This is a genomic window from Neobacillus kokaensis (assembly GCF_014656545.1).
GTDB classification, from domain to species: domain Bacteria; phylum Bacillota; class Bacilli; order Bacillales; family Cytobacillaceae; genus Neobacillus; species Neobacillus kokaensis.
This window is the reverse complement of the sequence record NZ_BNDS01000006.1, coordinates 218144-236460: the sequence shown is the minus strand read 5'-3', so window position 1 is coordinate 236460 and position 18317 is coordinate 218144. Positions and strand designations below refer to the sequence as shown.

Genomic DNA, 18317 nt, shown 5'->3' with positions numbered 1-18317 from the left:
AAAAGCCTATATATTAATAATATTATATCAAATCAACGCGGTGATTTGTTAAAGTGAATATGCAAAAATAAAAGGCTATCGAAAGTTTTTCGACAGCCTGAGAAAACGCGTCCAAACTGCGTTTTCTTTTATCCTTAATTGGCTAATCGTTCTATAGTGACTGCACATGCTTTGTATTCGGCTGTTCCTGAAATTGGATCATATTCATTTAATGTTAGAACGTTAGTTGGGGTTTCATGCCAATGGAAGCTCATGAAGACAAGTCCAGGGACCACTTGCTCCGTTACTTTAGCTTTCACCTGCAGTTCTCCTCTTCTAGAGCGGACTTGAACAATTTCCCCATCTGTTATGCCAAGCAGCTTGGCATCCTCTGGATGAATATCAACAGTCTCTTCCTTTTGCTTAATTTTTACACCAGAAGCATAATGCCGTGTCTGGGTATGAGTGTTATAAGATTCATAGCGTCTCCCGGTTGTCAGCATAAATGGAAACTCTTCATCAGGCATCTCCATTGGCGGCGTGTAGTCTACCGGCACAAACGGCGCCTTTTTTGTTTCTTCCTCTTGGTGGAACCGTTCATGCATAATAAATGTTCCAGGATGGTTTTCATCAGGACATGGGTAATGGATGCTGTATTCATTTTCTAATCGTTCATATGAAATACCACCGTACATCTCCCAAGCGAGTCTTCTAACTTCGTTCCAAATTTCCTCACTGTTTTGATATTTCATTGAATACCCCATTATGTCAGCAAGTTCGCAAAGAATTTCCCAATCCTCTTTTGTATTTGGATGTGGTTCTACCGCTTTACGGACCCGCTGAATTCTGCGGTCTGTATTGGTGTAGGTTCCTTCCACTTCCCCCCATGAACGAGCAGGCAAAACAACATCCGCAAATTTCGCTGTTTCGGTTAAGAAAATATCCTGGACAACTAATAAATCCAATTTTTCAAATATTGTTTTAGTATGATTCATGTGAACATCGGCAAGGAGCGGATTTTCACCAATAATATATAATGCCTTTAAGTCGCCCATTTCAATCCGGTCAAATGTCCTTGTCTGGGTATCACCGGCTATAGGGTTAAGGGTAACATTCCATTCTTTTTCATAACGGCCTCGGAACTCGTCATTGGTTAAGCTCATTGCACCGGCTAATTGGTTTGGAAGGCAGCCCATATCCCCAGCACCTTGTACATTATTTTGCCCCCTGAGCGGCATAATGCCGGTTCCCGGCTTTCCAATATTACCTGTCAAGAGAGCAAGATTGGCAATATCAAACACATTGTTAACACCACAATGGTGTTCAGTAATACCTAATGTATAAGCAATCATTGAGCCGCTGGATGAAGCATAATCCCTGGCTGTTGCAACTATATCCTCAGCAGGTACACCAGTTATTTCCGCTGCATATTCCGGCGTAAATGGTTCTACTTGTCTTTTGAGCTTATCAAAATCAATTGTAACCTGGTCAATAAATTTTGTGTCGTATAAACCTTCAGTTAAAATTACCCGTATGAATGCATTAATCAGCGCAATATCCGTCCCAACATTTAGTTGCAAATGACGATGGGAAACCTTCAACATATCAATTTTCCGAGGATCGATTACGATGATCTTAAGCCCCGCTTTAGCTGCTTTTTTCATTCGATTAGCGATAATTGGATGTGCTTCAGTTGTGTTTGAACCCATTAATAGGAGTACTTCCGCTCTTTCAAAATCTTCAAGCGTGTTGGTAGGGAAACCGCTTCCAAAAATAGTTGCCAGACCGGCAACACTAGGAGCGTGTCACGTTCGGTTACAGCCATCAATATTATTACTGCCAATGACCGTTCTCATAAATTTTTGCGTCACAAAATTCGATTCATTTGTGCTTCTCGCACTTGCAAACATACTGATGGCATTAGGACCCCAGGAAGTTTTAATGTCTTGAAGTCTATTAGAAATAAACTGATAGGCTTCTTCCCAGGTTGTTTCAACAAGCTTACCCGCTTTTTTTATTAACGGAGATGTGAGTCTGTCTTTGGCATGAACATATTCATAAGCAAATGCACCTTTTACACACGTTTGCCCTTTGTTCACTGGTGCTTCCTTGTCACCGCGGATTTTTATAATTTTGTTGTCTTGGACTTCAAGTACTAAACCACATCCTGTTCCGCAGTAGCCGCAGATTGTTTTTACAAAATTTGGTTCTCCCACAGTTTTCCCTCCTTAATTTGAAACATTACTACCTATAATATTATATTAATCTATTTTTAATGATTGTCTCCTCCCTTTTTGTATAAAATTTTGTCTATTTTTCGAAAAAAAAAACGAGAGAATATCATCCCCCGTTTTTTAGGCTGTTTTCGCTGGTAATAAAATGTTAAATGTTGTTCCTTTGTTCAATTCACTTTCAACAAAAACTTTCCCGTGGTGATTTTCAATAATTTTAAAGCTCATCATTAATCCTAAGCCGTTACCGTGCTTCTTAGTGGTAAAAAAAGGTTCTCCCAGTTTATTCAGTTTCTCTTTAGGAATTCCAACGCCGGAATCCTGAATGGATATTTGTACATTATTTTCATAAATCATGGTTTTTACATGGAGGTCTCCGCCATTTGGCATCGCTTCTATCCCATTTTTAATAAAATTTAAAAAAACTTGTTTTAAACGATTTTCATCACATTCTATTTGAATAATCTCATCGCTGCAGTCAAATTGCAGGCGTACATTCTTTTTTCTTGCTTCAAACTCAAGCAGTGAGACAACATTCTTAATAACAGGAATTAGATTCTTTTCTTCCAACTCTACCATCTTTGGTTTTGCTAATACCATGAAATCCTCAACAATGGTGTTAACCCGTTCGATTTCATCAAGAATGATATTTAAAAATTCTATACGTTCTGGATCCTTTTCGTCTAACTGCAGAAATTCAGCATAGCCTTTCATTGAAGTCAATGGATTACGAATTTCATGAGCAACTCCTGCCGCCAATTGACCTACCGCTGCAAGCTTATCTTGACGATGAAGAACCTCTTCGGTTTTCTTCCTTTCTGTAATATCTGTTCGGATGGAAAGATACTGATACGGTTTTCCCTTACTGTTTAAAAATGGAACAATCGTTGTATCTACCCAATAAAGAGAGCCGTCTTTAGCACGGTTACGAATTTCACCATACCATACTTCACCCTGACCAATTGTTCTCCAAAGTTCTTTAAAGAATTCTTTCGGATGATAACCGGAATTTAATATCCGATGGTCCTCTCCTAGCAGTTCTTCTTCACTATATTTTGAAATCTCACAGAACTTTTCATTAACGGAAGTAATCCTGCCTTTTTCATCCGTTAAGGCAACAATTGAAGCCTGGTTTAAAGCAAATGTAATATCCTTTAAATCCTTTGTTGATTCAATCAGGCTTTGCTCTGCGTTTTTTCGTTGTGTTATATCCGATCGAATCGCAATGTATTGTACCGGTTTTCCCCTTTTATTAAGAAACGGGACAATCGTTGTATCCACCCAATAAAAAGACCCATCCTTTGCTTTGTTACGAAATTCTCCCCGCCAGATTTTCCCGCTGGAAATGGTATGCCACAAGTTTTTGAAAAATTCTTCAGTATGATATCCAGAATTTAACACGCGATGTGTTTTTCCGATTATTTCTTCCTTTTTATATTTTGAGATTTCCTCAAATTTATCATTTACATATTGAATGACTCCATTTCGATCAGTAATTGCAACGATAGCTGAAGCATCAAGAGCAGCCTTAATATCTTTCAGGTTTGTATCAGATGCGGCCAACTGTTTGCTGATTAAAGTACTAGAAGCAATCAGGCCACCCATGATAAGAACTGAAACAAATAAAACTAAATAAAGAAAAAAAGGACTATCTGTAACGGTACCGGCGATTCCATGATTTTCTGAAATGATAGTCATTGCTTTTTTTAATAATATATGGCCTTCGGCAATAGCACCGGACATAATCAATGCACTGGTAGGTTTTAACCACACTAGATTCTCTTTTGAAAAATTTGAAGAAAAAAGAATCCATAATGCAAAGAGAAATGAAGCAAATATGAGTATGCCTGAAAAAATAAATAGTAATACATTGTAATGTATAGAAACATTCATAGCATAAATCCCAATAATATGAATTGCGATTACGGCAAGAGTTAGAAATAGACTGCCAACCAACAAATGATAAAATCGAACAATCCTTCCGTAAAACGGCATAAATGCCATGCCTGTAAATGCAATTCCAATTAAAACTGATAAAACAGTAAGCGATATATGATAATTGGCAAACAGACTGGCATCAGTAGCAATAAACCCCATAAAATTGGTAACCCAAATTCCGATCCCCATGGATAAGGCAGCTCCTAAAAAAATCAGCCGCTTATTTTGATCAGATGTTCTAATTAATATGAACATGTCTAATGCTGTATATGAAGCCATAATCGTTAAACCAAGTGCAATGATAAAGAAAAATGAATGAAACGATTCGAATATTGCACCCATTAATCAGCATTCCCCCTAATCTTTTACTAATACGATTGTAATGGAAAGTATTTCGTTATGGAAGTACCAAATAGTTTTGGTTTCTTCTTTTTCGGGATTAAAGACTCATTTTAAAAAAATCAGAAAATTTTTTAAAAAAAGTCTACACATTTTTAAATTTTTCGTTTATACTGTACTATAACAAGAGGAAATAAAAAAAACTGTATTAATAAAGGAGTTGTTTCAAATGTTAATGAGTCCAATTGAATTTTTCCGAACTTTGCCTAAAAAAGAGTGCCCTGAGTGCGGACAGCATATGGAGGAGCAAGCTGAGTCTTACATGATGGAATGCGAACGCTGTCTATCTAAAAGAGAAGAATAGGAATATTTTTTTTACTACACCTGTATTATAACAAAGACAAACATAATTAACTGTATTATTAAAGAGGAGGAGTTAAAATGTTAATGAGTCCAGTTGAATTTTTCCGTACTTTACCTAAAAAGGAATGTCCAGAATGCGGTGAGCATATGGAAGAGCAGGCTGAAAGCTACATGATGGAATGTGACCGCTGCTTATCAAAAAAAGGTGAATAAACAAAATCTCCAGTAAAACTGGAGATTTTTTTCTTTTAGGATAGAAACAGGAAGGCATAAACCTTTCCGTGCTAGTAAAAGCTTAACATAAGGAGATGATGAAGGATGGCACGAAAACAAGATTTCTTAACTACAGCCCCTAAAAAACAGGAAATCACCATTAATAATGGCAATGTTTTTCCTAATTTAAAAAATATTCCTGGTGATTCTGTGGATGAGCATAAACAACTTGAAGAGGCTAATGCCATAATAACAGGTGATGAAATTCGCCAACAGAATGAAAACCTTTAACTAGGCTCAGCTTTTTTTAAATTAATTCAAATATAAAAGACTGTTCAGTCCATTACCTGACAGTCTTTTAACATCATCATCAAATTTTTGGCAGAACACGAATTTCTTGCATCATTTCATTGCCACACATCGGACAAAGTAAATCATCTGCTACAAAGTCCTTTCTCATCCAGCCGATACATGAATCAATAATACAGGAGTAAACTTCTGTGTCTTCTAGAATTGTTTCCAGTTCTTCGTCTTTTGCACGTCTACCGTAAAAAATTGGAACCGCCTCCTTTTTATTAGTATGTCCAGAAAGTTTTTATTTATTTTCTAAAAAAGGAGTGTTATAAGCCTTGTCTTCAACTAAAAAACGATATACCAATGTGGGAACAGACATTAAAGAAGTAAAAAGATTAAATAGTCAGTCTGGATTAAGCTACAATGAGGTCAAACAGCAGCTTGCAAAACAATTTGAGAATAAGAGAAAAAATTAAGGAGGAATCACTTCCTCCTTCATCGATTTATCTGCTATTCTTATTATAACCGTTCCTTGCCCTGTATTGCTGGGGGGCCCGCGTTGGGTATCTAAGGGGAAAACTGAACATATGAACTAGTCTTGTAAATGGTATTGCCGCAAATAACACAAATGCCAAGATTACATGAATTTTAAATAATACAGGGACCCCAAGCATAAGCTCAGAAAGCGGGTTAAAGGTAAATAAGCTTCTAAACCAAGGTCCAATCGAAGTACGATACTCATAGGCTACAACTGTTGTGTTATAGATCAGTGTCATGTATGTTCCCAGTCCTGCCACAATCAATAACAGCAAAATGGTAAAGTAATCTCCAAATGTGGTATGTGTACGGACTCTAGGAAGTGAAAGTTTGCGCAACAGCATGACAATTAAGCCAAAGACAACCATCAAACCCGCCGCCCCTCCTCCTATTATGGCGAAGATATGGTAAGTATGCTCATCAATCCCTATTGACTCATAAACTTCAATTGGAATCAGTACACCCATGATATGTCCAATAAAGGCAAAGATAATCCCATAATGAAAGATTACTGAAGCTATCCTCAGCCACTTTTTTCCGAAAATCTCTGTTGATGGTGCAGTCCAGCCTTTAGCCCGAAATACAAAACGATAAAAGGTGGCCACAATTAAGATTGAACCACATATATAAGGGAAAATAATCCACCAAAAAACTTCTTCCAAAACTGACTTCAACCTCCTTTAATTTATTAGTACCTGGTACCCCTTATTGATACATCAATGGATATGGCAGCTCGTCTTGATCCGCCTTTTCTCGCTCATGTTCAAGGAGGGCGATTTCTTCTGCATTCGGAGACTTAAAGACGTATTTGGTTAAGAGCGCAACCGGGTTAAAGTATGGATGGCTTTCGGGAAGAGCCTTTTGAATCCGATAGACCGCATAGGCAATCCGATTCTTCAGGCTGATGATATTCTCCGATTCTGGTGCGAAGGCTGACAGCTCAAGTAACATCGGAATATAATCAGCCAGTTCCTTCCCCTCATATTCAAAGCCGCTTTCAATTATCAGTTTCTGCAATTTAATCAACGCCATACCACGCTTTTTACTGTCGCCAAGCTCGTGGGCGGTTAGATAAAGATTGGCCATTTCTTTATAGTCAAAGGTTTCTACATAAACCTCCTGAAGAGCTTCCAGGCTCATCTGATAAAGAGGTTCAAGCCCTTTTAAAATAGTCTCCCGGATATCAGCATCTTCGATATTTTCATTAACTAATTCTTCGATAGACAACCGTTCTTCGAAAAAATTTCTCTCTGGATAATCCAGAACACGGGACATGACAATTAAAACCACTTTTTCTTCAATATTCATTGCGCGTCACTTCTCTCAAATGGATACGTAGCCATTCCTTCAGGCGGTGCCAAGTCTTCGATGCTACATGCTCCTTGCTTATAATGCAAATCATCCTTCATTTCGCGGCGGCCCGTCGGAATCACAAACCGTTCATTGTACTTCGCCACGGCCAGCAGTCTTGCCATATCTTCAAGCTCTTCGGCGGTTGTTTCCGCTTCCTGCATTAATTTGTTCAATTTCGTTTGGTCCATGCCCCCTACGGTTTTGAAACGCATATAGCTGCGCATTGCTGCCATTTTTAACAAAACCCTGCGTATGACTTTCGTATCATCTGCTGCTAAAATTGAGGCTAAATACTCCATTGGTATTCTCATTTGGTCTACTGCAGGGATATAGCCGTCTGCACTCAATTCTTGTTCATTTGTAATATGATTCATAATAGGGCTGAGCGGCGGAACATACCATACCATTGGCAATGTTCGATATTCAGGATGTAACGGAAGGGCAATTTTCCACTTCATCGCCATTTTATAAATCGGAGACTCTTGTGCACTTTGAATCCAGCTATAATTTATCCCCTGCTCCTGTGCTTTTTCTACGACTTCAGGGTCAAAAGGATCTAAAAAGACGGAAAGCTGCGCTTCATACAATTCCTTTGGATCTTCCACGGATGCCGCAGCTTTTACTCGGTCTGCATCATATAATACAACCCCAATATAACGGATTCGGCCGACGCAGGTTTCTGAACAAATCGTCGGAAGCCCTGCCTCTGTTCTTGGATAACAAAAATTACACTTCTCTGCTTTATGGGTATTCCAATTGTAGTACACCTTATGATACGGACAGCCATTCATACAGAACCGCCAGCCGCGGCAGGCATCCTGGTCCACGAGGACAATCCCGTCTTCATCCCGTTTATATAAGGCACCTGAAGGGCATGATGCCACACAAGAAGGATTCAGACAGTGCTCACAAATTCGCGGCAAATACATCATAAAGGTTTTTTCATATTCCATTGCAATATGTTCCTGCAGCTTGCGGACGTTCGGATCCATTGGCACTGTTTCACTTCCGCCCGCAAGATCATCATCCCAGTTTGGACCCCATTCCGGCTTATCCATAAACTGCCCGGTAATCATCGATTTAGGACGGGCAACAGGCAGGCTGTCACCCTTTCCACGTTTATGAAGCTGTTCAAAATCGTACGTCCAAGGTTCATAAAAATCATCAAGGTCCGCCATGTTTGGATTATAAAAAATATTGGCCAGTTTTGCCATTGGTCCTCCAGCCCTCAAATGCAGCTGACCATTACGCAATACCCAGCCGCCTTTATAACGGTCAGTATTTTCCCATTCTTTCGGGTAACCTGGACCAGGGCGAGTCTCAACATTATTAAACCAGACATATTCCGTCCCAGGTCGGTTAGTCCAAACGTTTTTACAAGTGACAGAGCATGTATGACAGCCAATACATTTATCAAGATGCATGACCATGGCAACTTGTGCTTTAATTCTCAAGCCAATCAACCTCCTTCATCGGCCGGATAATCGCTAAAGTGTCCCTTTGGCTGCCAGTTGGTCCATAATAGTTAAACCCATAACTTAATTGCGAATAACCACCAACCATATGGGTTGCTTTAGGATAAATTCTCGTCACACTATTGTGGGTACCACCCCGGACTTTATTTATCGTATTTCCCGGAACCCCCATTGTCCGGTCCTGTGCGTGGTGCATATAAACGGCACCTGGCGGCATTCGGTATGTTAAGACAGCCCGCGCTGTCACAACACCATTCCGGTTATAAACCTCAATCCAATCATTATCTTTAATCCCAATCGATTCGGCATCCTTTTCATTCATCCAAACAACCTGCCAGCCGCGGAACAGCTGAACCATATTGGTTGTATCGGTAAACATCGTATGAATTCCCCACTTTTGGTGTGGTGTCATATATCTTAAAGTAATTGACTTTCCACCATTATCCATTTCTGTTTCACCTTTAATAAAAGGCCCTTTGTTAATCGGCGGGATATATAACGGGAGCCCTTCACCATAATCAAGCATTACCTCATGGTCTAAATAAAAACTTTGCCTTCCAGTGAGCGTATGCCAAGGAATATGAAATTCTTTATTGACCGTAAATGGTGAATAGCGGCGGTTGTCGTTTTCAAGTCCGCTCCATACAGGTGTAGAAATTGCCTGGCGGGGCTGTATAGTCAAGGCATCTAAAGTATAATCTTCTTCTTCCCGTCCTTCAGAGATATGCCCTAATGTCTTACCTGTTTTCTCCTCCATTGACTTCCAGCCTTCAACAGCCCGTTTTCCGTTTGTTGCTCCGGACATGAGGAGTATTGCATTGATTGCCTTTTTATCAGAATATAAGTCAGGCTGTCCTTTCCCAATTCCATCATGTTTTGACGGTCCTAAGCGATCAAGTAATTGCTGGTACACTTTATCACCCGGAATCCTTACACCTTTGGTCCCGTAGCCATTTTTAATGTTCGGCCCAACCGTAATCCACATATCGTACACATGAGGATAATCCCGATAAACATAATTAAAGTTCGGCATTGTTTTCCCAGGAATCCCTTCAACTTCCCCTTTGCGCCAATCTTTTACTTTTCCGAATGGCTGTGCTATTTCATTTATCGTGTCATGGGCAAGCGGCGACATGACCAAATCCTCCTGCGGCGGTAAATGCTCCTTAGCAAATTCCGAAAAAGTTTTGGCAATTTCTCTAAAGGCATCCCAATCACTTCTTGTTTCCCAAGGAGGGCTTATGGCCGCATTAAAAGGATGCACGAATGGATGAAGATCGGTACTGGAAATATCATATTTCTCATACCAGGTCGCTGCAGGCAAAATTATGTCAGAGAATAGGCCTGAGCTTGTCATTCTGAAGTCCATGCTCACAAATAAATCGGTTTTTCCCTCAGGCGGCGTTTCCGAAATATTGACCGTCTCCGGCTGCCATGAATTTTCAACATCGGTCAATACGGAGTCTGTTCCTCCGATTAAATGTTTCACAAAATATTCGTGGCCTTTTCCGCTATCTCCCAATAGATTGGAACGCCAATTGAAAAAAACGCGCGGAAAATTACGCGGATCATTCGGGTTTTCAATTGCGAAATCAAGCTTTCCTTCTGTCAGCTGTTTGGCGATATCAGCTGTTACTGCATGATCATCACTATTACGAGCACGCGCTTCTTTCATCACATCTAATGAATTTTGCGACAGCTGTGGAATGCTTGGGAGCCAGCCGAGACGTGCAGATAAAGCGTTAAAATCTGCTGGATGCATTTTTGCATATTGACTGCCCCAATCCGTCTCTAATTCATTAAATTCATACTCATATCGAAACTGTTCGGTTGCAAAGTAAAAGAACGACGTTCCGTTCATAAATCGAGGTGCTTTTACCCAATCATTAGCAAAGGCTATTTGTGAAAAGCCTTCCAAAGGGCGCACCTTTTCCTGCCCGACGTAATGGGCCCAGCCGCCTCCGTTAACACCTTGTGTTCCTGTCAATAAGACAAGATTCAAAATGGAACGGTAAATCTGATCGCTATGGAACCAGTGATTTGTTCCTCCCCCCATCGCAATCATTGATTTGCCTTTGGTAAGCGCAGCATTTTCGGCAAATTCTCTGGCAACCTGAATAACATGTTCCTTTTTTACACCGGTAATGCTTTCCTGCCAGGCCGGTGTATAAGGCTTTTCCGCATCATTATAATCAGCCGGATATTCACCGTTAAGTCCCCTGCCTACCCCGGTATGAGCCAGCATTAAGTCAAAAACCGTCGTTACCACTAATTCTGTTCCTGATTTGTCTTTTAAGTATTTTACAGGAACAGCCCGTTCAATTTTCCCTCCTTCTTTTTTAGCGAAATAAGGGAATTCCACCATCGCCACATCATCTTTTTGCTTAAGAAAACTCAGCATAGGGTTTATTTGTGTTCCATCATCTGTCATTAAATCTAAATTCCACTGACTGCTGCCATCCCATCTAAACCCTTGGCTGCCATTAGGGATGGCAATGCCATTTGAATTTTCATCCCATACAATTGTTTTCCACTCACCTAAATGATGCTGGTCAGAGAAATCGGAAGCCCTAAGAAAGCGGTCTGAACGGAATATACCATTCTTCTTATCTAATAGGACAAGGTACGGCAAATCGGTATATTGTTTAACATAATCGACAAAGTAAGGCGTTTCCTTATCTACATAAAATTCTTTTAGAATAACATGCGTCATCGCCATTGCAAGCGCCCCATCTGTTCCTGCCTTTGCCGGAAGCCACATATCAGCAAATTTCTCATATTCCGCATAATCAGGACTGACACCGACCACCTTTGTTCCGTTGTACCTTGACTCAACCATAAAATGTGCATCAGGAGTTCTTGTTTGGGGAATATTGGTACCCCATATAATAAAATACTTGGAGTTATACCAATCGCCGCTTTCAGGCACATCCGTTTGGTCACCCCAAACCTGCGGTGATGCTGGCGGCAGGTCAGCATACCAATCGTAAAAGCTTAAAATAGTACCCCCTATTAAAGATAAAAATCTGGTTCCTCCTGAATAACTAACCATTGACATAGCCGGGATCGGGCTAAAACCGGCAATACGATCCGGTCCGTACTTTTTAATGGTATATATGGAAGCCGCCGCAACCATCTGACAAATATCTTTCCATGTACCGCGGACAAAGCCGCCTTTACCCCTCGCCTTTACATATCGTTCACGCTTTTTCGGGTCAGATACTATATTCTCCCAAGCCTGCACTGGGTTGTCCGTTTTCTTCAGTTCATCCTGCCAAAGCGCATAAAGGTCTCCGCGAACATATGGATGCTTCACCCGGGTAGGACTGTATGTATACCAAGAAAAGCTCGCCCCGCGCGGGCAGCCTCGTGGTTCATACTCAGGAAAGTCATCCCCTGTTGAGGGATAATCGGTTTGCTGTGTCTCCCAAGTGATAATGCCGTCCTTCACATGAATTTTCCAGCTGCATGAACCCGTACAGTTAACCCCGTGAGTTGAACGGACCACTTTATCATGTGCCCAGTGGTTTCGATAGACGGATTCCCAATCCCTTGGACGAGGGTTTTCCTCTGTCCAGCCATCGTTAATTCGCTCACCACGGACTAAATGCCGAAGTGAGTGAAGCAGATTATTTTTTTTCTTCTCCATCTTATGCTTCACGCCCTTTTAGGAAATCTCGCAATGGATTATAATCTTCTCCCATTAAACGAAATGAGTTTTCTCCAGCTTGAAGGTCATTTTTGAAGACATTCCAATTAGCTGCATTTGCAGCTGCTAAAATAAGACGCTGCAATGTATTCATATCATCAATTTTATAGATTTGCTCAATTAGCTCACCAGATACAGTTCCAAACCTCATTCTTAATACAGCAATTAAATCTTCCCGGTCCTCCACCAGTGTGGTATCCGATTCAAACGAAAACAAGCATGCCATCTCCTTCTATAATTTAATCATTTTATAATAGTCTGATATTAAACGTGTCTTACATTTCTCTGCTGCTTCTTCGAAAAAAAGAGTTACCTCTTCATCTGGATTGTTTGCCTGCTCAAAGTTTATATGAGTGGAAATAGACTGCGAAAAATCTGCCGCAAATCTTAAGGTAACTACAAAGCCAGATTCTTCCTTTATAACAGTTGCTTGAACATCATGAGGATGTAAGTTCAGCATAGAAAAAATATCAACCAACCTTTTATACAGTGCAGGAAGCGCAAACCTTAATAATTTTTCCTCTAATTCATCCTTTTTACTCATTTTATCTCACCTGCCACAAATCCCTTAATTTACCTTTTTTAACATTCGTTATTTGCTAGAAGTTTATTCATTTCATCATCATTATGAATCTCATCAATGATTACGAGACAATCCAATAACGTTAACATTCGTTCGTCAACAGTTTGTGTTTCCAGCTCTCGTTTCATTGTCTGTACAATCCGCCGCATAAGATCATGATCACGTGTCAATTGGGCAACAAGATGTTCTACTTTAGGGTTTATGGCAGCCATTTCCTTATATAACCCTTCCTCCTCTGCCTCCGCATGCTTAAGGGTTCTTGATTCCCAATGCTCAATGGTAATCTCCGCAACCTGTATTGCCTTTTTCTCTTCTCCATTTCTAAGACATTTTTGCAAAAGATCTCTTAATTCCTTCGCCTCATTCAATGCTGCTTCATGAATCGAAGTATGGGCATCCTTTTTCTTTAAACTCGGGCCTGACATACGCCTCCTCCTTTTTCTGCTCACCTAGTGAACTTATATACTAAAATTGGTATTCTTATCCATAAGACTTACCCTTAAATAAGTGATATAAACTACTTAATCTATTTTTCTGGCTAAAATATGTCTAAAAATAAAAAAGACTGCCTACTACGGACAGCCTTTTACTTCATATGTTCACAATTTATCCATATCAATTTCAATAAAACTTCTTTATCTTATTAGTAGGAGGGGACTCATTTATGAAAAAGATTTATCTAATTTGCGGTCTGGCGATATTTCTTGGAATTGCTTCTGGCATATCATTCTTTCTAATACGAGATGCCAATGCGGCAATACCATCCAATGTAACCTTAATCAACCAAAACAGAGAATCATATACATTTGGCAAAGATAAAACGAAATTAAAGCTGATTGAATTTATTTATACACACTGTCCAGACGTTTGTCCGACAACTACACAAAAGATGGTTAGTTTGAAAAAGGATTTGGAGCAAAAAGGCGTGTTTGGAAGGAAAATAGAGTTTATTACCATTACAATCGACCCTTATCGGGACACCCCTGAAGTATTATCTCGTTATATGAAAGGGTTTGGAATTGAAAATGGAAATCAGTGGGTGTTTTTGACTGGAGAAAAAGAAAATATTAGGGCTGAGCAAAAGAAAATAAAACAAATTACTGATGCCCTTCAATTTCAATATAAAGATCCTGGTAATGGACAATTTGTTCATACCACTTTTACTTATTTAGTAGATGAAAACAATAAATTTGTTGCAAAGTTTCCAATGGGTAAAGATTTTAATCAACAAGAAGTATATGACCAAATTATGAATAAAATCGAGTAAATAAAAAAAGCGGTTAGTCTCGAAGATTAATCGCTTTTTATATCTAATCTCCTATTAATTCACGGAAGAAGGATATTTTCTAAGTTGCTGTAAAGATATAAGGTAATTAGATTTTGGTTTAGTCAAACTCGCTTTAATCCCTGCTTTTTTTAATTTGTTCACGAGTTCAGTCAGCTGTTTTTTTGCCACACTCTCACCTTCTTTAAATCCTGCTTAGATTAATTTTACAATAAAATTATGAATAAAGTATGAAAACAAGGAAAATTTTTTTGAAAATTTTTCTTCTTAGTCTCATTTTGAAATATTCGCCCTTCTACTCTATTAATGGTATAATGGGTAGCAATATGTTTTTTGGAGGATGTAATAAATGATTACCGTTAGTAATGTTGGTTTACGATATGGAGACCGCAAGCTTTTTGAAGATGTAAATATTAAATTTACCCCTGGGAATTGCTATGGTCTAATTGGCGCAAATGGCGCTGGAAAGTCTACGTTTTTAAAAATATTATCCGGCGAAATTGAAGCGCAAACCGGAACGGTCCAGCTCGGCCCGAATGAACGGATGGCTGTGTTAAAACAGAACCATTTTGAATACGAGGATTTTGAAGTATTAAAGACTGTCATCATGGGTCATACGAGACTGTATCAGGTAATGCAAGAAAAAGATGCCATTTATATGAAGGAAGATTTCACCGATGAGGATGGCATGAAAGCCGCAGAACTAGAAGGTGAATTTGCAGAGTTAAACGGCTGGGAAGCTGAATCGGAAGCTGCCATCCTGCTAAAAGGTCTTGGAATCGAGGAAGAACTTCATTATAAAAAGATGGCAGAATTAACAGGTGCTGAGAAGGTAAAGGTATTACTTGCCCAAGCACTGTTTGGCAGACCTGATGTTCTGCTGCTTGACGAGCCGACAAACCACCTGGACATTAAAGCTATCCAATGGCTTGAAGAGTTCCTTATTAACTTCGAAAATACGGTAATTGTTGTTTCCCATGACCGTCATTTTCTTAATAAGGTTTGTACTCATATTGCTGACTTGGATTTTGGGAAAATTCAAATCTATGTTGGAAACTACGATTTCTGGTATGAATCAAGTCAATTGGCCTTAAAGCTGACCCAAGATGCAAACAAGAAGAAAGAAGAAAAAATTAAAGAACTACAAAACTTTATTGCCAGATTTAGTGCCAATGCCTCGAAATCAAAGCAGGCAACCTCAAGGAAAAAATTATTGGATAAAATTACGCTTGATGATATCAGACCATCGTCACGCCGTTATCCTTATGTAGGTTTTACACCAGAGCGTGAAATCGGAAATGATTTATTAAGAGTGGAAGGTTTGTCAAAAACTATTGATGGCGTTAAGGTTCTTGATAATATCAGCTTTTTTATGAATAAAGGTGATAAAATTGCCCTTGTTGGAACAAATGAACTCGCAAAAACTACCCTATTTAAAATATTAATGGGTGAAATGGAACCGGATAGCGGCAGTTATAAGTGGGGAATTACTACTTCCCAAGCTTATTTTCCAAAGGATAACTCCGAATATTTTGAAGGCAGCGATTTTAATCTTGTTGACTGGCTGCGTCAATTTTCACCTAATGACCAAAGCGAAAGCTTTTTGCGCGGATTTTTAGGGCGAATGCTATTTTCCGGTGAAGAAGTATTAAAGAAGGCCAGCGTCCTTTCCGGAGGAGAAAAAGTTCGCTGCATGCTGTCCAAAATGATGCTAAGCGGGGCGAATGTACTGCTATTAGATGAGCCGACAAACCATTTAGATCTTGAGTCAATTACAGCCCTAAATAACGGTTTGATTAACTTTAAAGGATCTATGTTGTTTGCCTCCCATGACCATCAATTTATTCAAACGATTGCTAACCGCATTCTTGAACTTACACCAAATGGTCTAATTGACAAGCAAATGACCTATGATGAATATTTAGAAAATGCTGAGATTCAAAAACAAGTAGCAGAAATGTATAAATAGAATGCCGCGGGGCACCACAAATTTCTTGGTGCCCTTTTTTTATATTTTGCTTTAATAGCTTTTCTTTTTTCTTCTAGAAGAGGGTTCTTCTCTTGTTCCTGTTTCTAAATTTGTCGTCCCTTGACCTTCTACCTGAGGTGAGCCAAGGCCAATCGTAGATGGATCTGCTTTTCGCTTGCTTCGTTTACCCAATTGAAACACCTCCCTTTCTATCTTTTGAAAGGAATGTACTCATTATACCTGTATATTTCCGTAAAACTTAGGCATGATAATGGTCAGAGGAGGTGTTTTGTATGGCAAAGATTGGAGTAGAACAATCGCTTACAAATGTGTCGCAGGCTTTACGTGAAAAGGGTTATGAAGTGGTGGAAATAAAACAGGAATCAGATGCACGAAATGTTGATTGCTGTGTTGTAACTGGTCTTGATTCCAATGTTATGGGAATGCATGATACCGTTACAAAAGCTCCGGTTATTGACGCTAACGGAATGTCTGCAGATGAAGTTTGCCGGGAAGTAGAAAGCAGACTTCAATAATATTTTTCAAAGACTAAAGGGCTTCTTTAGTCTTTTTTATTATCTTTTTTAGCCTTAATATTTATTTTCGGCCCTCTTTCTTTTTCATCCTCTGATTCATCATTCATTTTCTCTTTCTCTACTTTAGGCTCGCTTTCTTCTTCTTCGAGCTTTGGTGCAAATTCTCCTCCATACGTAGCGCCAATATTTAATTTTCCCTTTAGCTCCTTTATTCCAAGTTGGCCAAAATTATTATTAAGTTCATATTTATCTAAAATAATTTTTTCAATATTTATTTTCTCGATAATGATTGGAGGCTCATTTGTTTTATGGGTCTTTTCGGGCTGGGTTTGATTTTGAAGAGCGTGAAGAGCTGTTTTGAGTTCCTTAATATTTAATTCTAAAATGGACAGTTTTTTTCGTAATTCCTTTTCCTGTTCATTTTTGCGAAATAGGATGAAAAAATTTTTTATAGACATATCCTTCAAAACGCTCCTCTTTTTATTCCCTTATTTCATGTATATGGGAAAAACTTGTGAAACATGTACAAAAGGACTTTAATATCGACTTATTCAATTGGAATAATTTCGCCTTTTTCATGTATCCTTGGGTATCTGACAATCAAAACCCCATTCCAAAATTTCGCATTTATTTCATTTGGCGTGATGGAATCGGGCAAAGTAACCTGACGCTGAAATTCCCCATAAAACCTTTCAGTATAAGTAATCTTTAAATGAGGATGGAGGGGGAGCACCTTGCCTTTTACGGTCAAAATATTGTTGTTTAATCCTAGTTCTACATTTTCTTTCAAAACTCCAGGCAGTTCAATGATCACGATGACCTCTTCTTCCCCTTCTAATATATCAATTGTAGGGAACGTCCGTGAGGGGCTCTCTTCCCGGGAAGTTTGTTGATTTGTCCCGGGAAACGGACCTTTCATCTGTTGTTCATTCATGAATTGCTTGGCAAACTCTTGATCAAAAATGTTCCCCCAGAAATCGCCTCCCTGCATACTTTTAGCGACATCCATCCATTGCTTTAATTTCTCCATATCCATCCAGCTCCCCCTCCTTTTAACCATTCTTGAACAATTATGCTCCTATTGTCTATTACTACATCATACTTATGTATTTGATAATTTAAGCCAACTTTTACGCTTACATCTCATAAACGGCTAATCCCTGCATATATTTAAACCAACTGTAAGGAGGAGATGACATGCCCACTCCGGCTCCATATATTAATATAAATATATTTATGATTAAAATTAATTCCTTCGAAAATGCTTCGGCGGTTAATATTGGACAAAATCTACTCGCTGAGTGGCATAATTCCGATAAAAAAAATCAGGGCTACGGCCAAAACTTTGGCGATCATAGCGATTTCTTTGCAACCAGAAGTTTTGTCGATGACCGAGATCAGATCGACTCACCCTCTTCTTTTGAATCAACATCTCCAGCTATTAAAACGAATCTTGATGTAGATTAATTTTTAATTTTGCTTACAAAAAAATAGGCAAGTGAGAAGGATTGTC

At 39.1% G+C, this 18317-nt stretch carries 21 protein-coding genes; 8 read left to right on the top strand and 13 right to left on the bottom strand.

From position 1 onward, the window contains the following. Positions 1–134: 134 nt before the first annotated feature. Both fdhF and IE222_RS09660 read right to left on the bottom strand, forming a co-directional pair. A complete protein-coding gene (fdhF, locus tag IE222_RS26325; protein ID WP_370465028.1) occupies positions 135–2195 on the bottom strand; it encodes a formate dehydrogenase subunit alpha in 2061 nt (686 codons plus the stop codon). A gap of 138 nt (positions 2196–2333) precedes the next feature. Then, the gene (locus tag IE222_RS09660; RefSeq protein ID WP_191272153.1) at positions 2334–4490 is read right to left on the bottom strand and encodes a PAS domain S-box protein; all 2157 of its coding nucleotides are present in this window, start codon (positions 4488–4490) and stop codon (positions 2334–2336) included. 226 nt (positions 4491–4716) lie between these two features. Here IE222_RS09660 and yhfH (IE222_RS09655) point away from each other — a divergent pair, with 226 nt between their 5' ends. The 3 genes from yhfH (IE222_RS09655) (at position 4717) to IE222_RS09645 (ending at position 5354) form a co-directional block, all read left to right on the top strand. Beyond that, positions 4717–4851, top strand: coding sequence for a protein YhfH (yhfH, locus tag IE222_RS09655; RefSeq protein WP_191272151.1), 135 nt, complete (start codon positions 4717–4719; stop codon positions 4849–4851). Between the two features lie 77 nt (positions 4852–4928). Next, positions 4929–5063: a protein YhfH gene (gene yhfH / locus IE222_RS09650; protein ID WP_191272149.1), complete on the top strand. Its 135-nt coding sequence runs from the start codon at positions 4929–4931 to the stop codon at positions 5061–5063. A 105-nt stretch (positions 5064–5168) separates the two neighbouring features. After that, entirely contained in the window at positions 5169–5354 is a 186-nt protein-coding gene (locus IE222_RS09645; protein ID WP_191272147.1) for a hypothetical protein, read from the top strand. 79 nt (positions 5355–5433) lie between these two features. Here IE222_RS09645 and IE222_RS09640 read toward each other — a convergent pair whose 3' ends face one another. Continuing rightward, positions 5434–5586, bottom strand: coding sequence for a cold-inducible protein YdjO-related protein (locus IE222_RS09640; protein ID WP_223282638.1), 153 nt, complete (start codon positions 5584–5586; stop codon positions 5434–5436). 106 nt (positions 5587–5692) lie between these two features. On the opposite strand from IE222_RS09640, the gene IE222_RS09635 reads away from it, so the two are divergent. After that, a complete protein-coding gene (locus IE222_RS09635) occupies positions 5693–5833 on the top strand; it encodes a hypothetical protein (protein ID WP_191272145.1) in 141 nt (46 codons plus the stop codon). Positions 5834–5860: 27 nt separating this feature from the next. On the opposite strand, the gene narI is transcribed toward IE222_RS09635, so the two are convergent. Genes narI through IE222_RS09600 form a run of 7 tightly spaced genes read right to left on the bottom strand, consistent with a single transcriptional unit; the run spans position 5861 to position 13439 of the window. Then, the gene (gene narI, locus IE222_RS09630) at positions 5861–6556 is read right to left on the bottom strand and encodes a respiratory nitrate reductase subunit gamma (protein WP_191272143.1); all 696 of its coding nucleotides are present in this window, start codon (positions 6554–6556) and stop codon (positions 5861–5863) included. 43 nt (positions 6557–6599) lie between these two features. After that, positions 6600–7202, bottom strand: a complete 603-nt coding sequence (narJ, locus tag IE222_RS09625) for a nitrate reductase molybdenum cofactor assembly chaperone (RefSeq protein WP_191272141.1) — start codon at positions 7200–7202, stop codon at positions 6600–6602. Further along, positions 7199–8701 (bottom strand): nitrate reductase subunit beta, encoded by a 1503-nt coding sequence (gene narH / locus IE222_RS09620; RefSeq protein WP_191272139.1) that lies wholly within the window; start codon positions 8699–8701, stop codon positions 7199–7201. The genes narJ and narH overlap by 4 nt, the downstream gene beginning before the upstream one ends. Continuing rightward, positions 8691–12371 (bottom strand): nitrate reductase subunit alpha, encoded by a 3681-nt coding sequence (locus tag IE222_RS09615; protein ID WP_191272137.1) that lies wholly within the window; start codon positions 12369–12371, stop codon positions 8691–8693. The genes narH and IE222_RS09615 overlap by 11 nt, the downstream gene beginning before the upstream one ends. Position 12372: 1 nt before the next feature. Further along, complete coding sequence (locus IE222_RS09610; RefSeq protein ID WP_191272135.1) at positions 12373–12648, bottom strand: hypothetical protein; 276 nt, start codon at positions 12646–12648, stop codon at positions 12373–12375. Between the two features lie 15 nt (positions 12649–12663). Beyond that, the gene (locus IE222_RS09605; protein ID WP_191272133.1) at positions 12664–12975 is read right to left on the bottom strand and encodes a hypothetical protein; all 312 of its coding nucleotides are present in this window, start codon (positions 12973–12975) and stop codon (positions 12664–12666) included. A gap of 38 nt (positions 12976–13013) precedes the next feature. After that, positions 13014–13439: a hemerythrin domain-containing protein gene (locus tag IE222_RS09600; RefSeq protein WP_191272131.1), complete on the bottom strand. Its 426-nt coding sequence runs from the start codon at positions 13437–13439 to the stop codon at positions 13014–13016. 239 nt (positions 13440–13678) lie between these two features. Here IE222_RS09600 and IE222_RS09595 point away from each other — a divergent pair, with 239 nt between their 5' ends. Next, complete coding sequence (locus IE222_RS09595; RefSeq protein WP_191272129.1) at positions 13679–14281, top strand: SCO family protein; 603 nt, start codon at positions 13679–13681, stop codon at positions 14279–14281. Positions 14282–14648: 367 nt separating this feature from the next. Next, entirely contained in the window at positions 14649–16268 is a 1620-nt protein-coding gene (locus IE222_RS09590; protein WP_191272127.1) for an ABC-F family ATP-binding cassette domain-containing protein, read from the top strand. 51 nt (positions 16269–16319) lie between these two features. Here IE222_RS09590 and IE222_RS09585 read toward each other — a convergent pair whose 3' ends face one another. Beyond that, positions 16320–16460, bottom strand: coding sequence for a YuzL family protein (locus IE222_RS09585; RefSeq protein WP_191272126.1), 141 nt, complete (start codon positions 16458–16460; stop codon positions 16320–16322). Between the two features lie 101 nt (positions 16461–16561). Between IE222_RS09585 and IE222_RS09580 the strand changes: the two genes are divergently transcribed. Next, the gene (locus IE222_RS09580; protein ID WP_191272124.1) at positions 16562–16804 is read left to right on the top strand and encodes a YkuS family protein; all 243 of its coding nucleotides are present in this window, start codon (positions 16562–16564) and stop codon (positions 16802–16804) included. Between the two features lie 26 nt (positions 16805–16830). On the opposite strand, the gene IE222_RS09575 is transcribed toward IE222_RS09580, so the two are convergent. Continuing rightward, on the bottom strand, positions 16831–17262 hold the full coding sequence (locus IE222_RS09575) for a hypothetical protein (protein WP_191272122.1): 432 nt from the start codon (positions 17260–17262) through the stop codon (positions 16831–16833). Positions 17263–17351: 89 nt separating this feature from the next. Continuing rightward, positions 17352–17840: an Hsp20/alpha crystallin family protein gene (locus IE222_RS09570; protein ID WP_191272120.1), complete on the bottom strand. Its 489-nt coding sequence runs from the start codon at positions 17838–17840 to the stop codon at positions 17352–17354. A 161-nt stretch (positions 17841–18001) separates the two neighbouring features. On the opposite strand from IE222_RS09570, the gene IE222_RS09565 reads away from it, so the two are divergent. Further along, on the top strand, positions 18002–18271 hold the full coding sequence (locus tag IE222_RS09565; protein ID WP_191272118.1) for a hypothetical protein: 270 nt from the start codon (positions 18002–18004) through the stop codon (positions 18269–18271). Positions 18272–18317 lie beyond the last annotated feature (46 nt).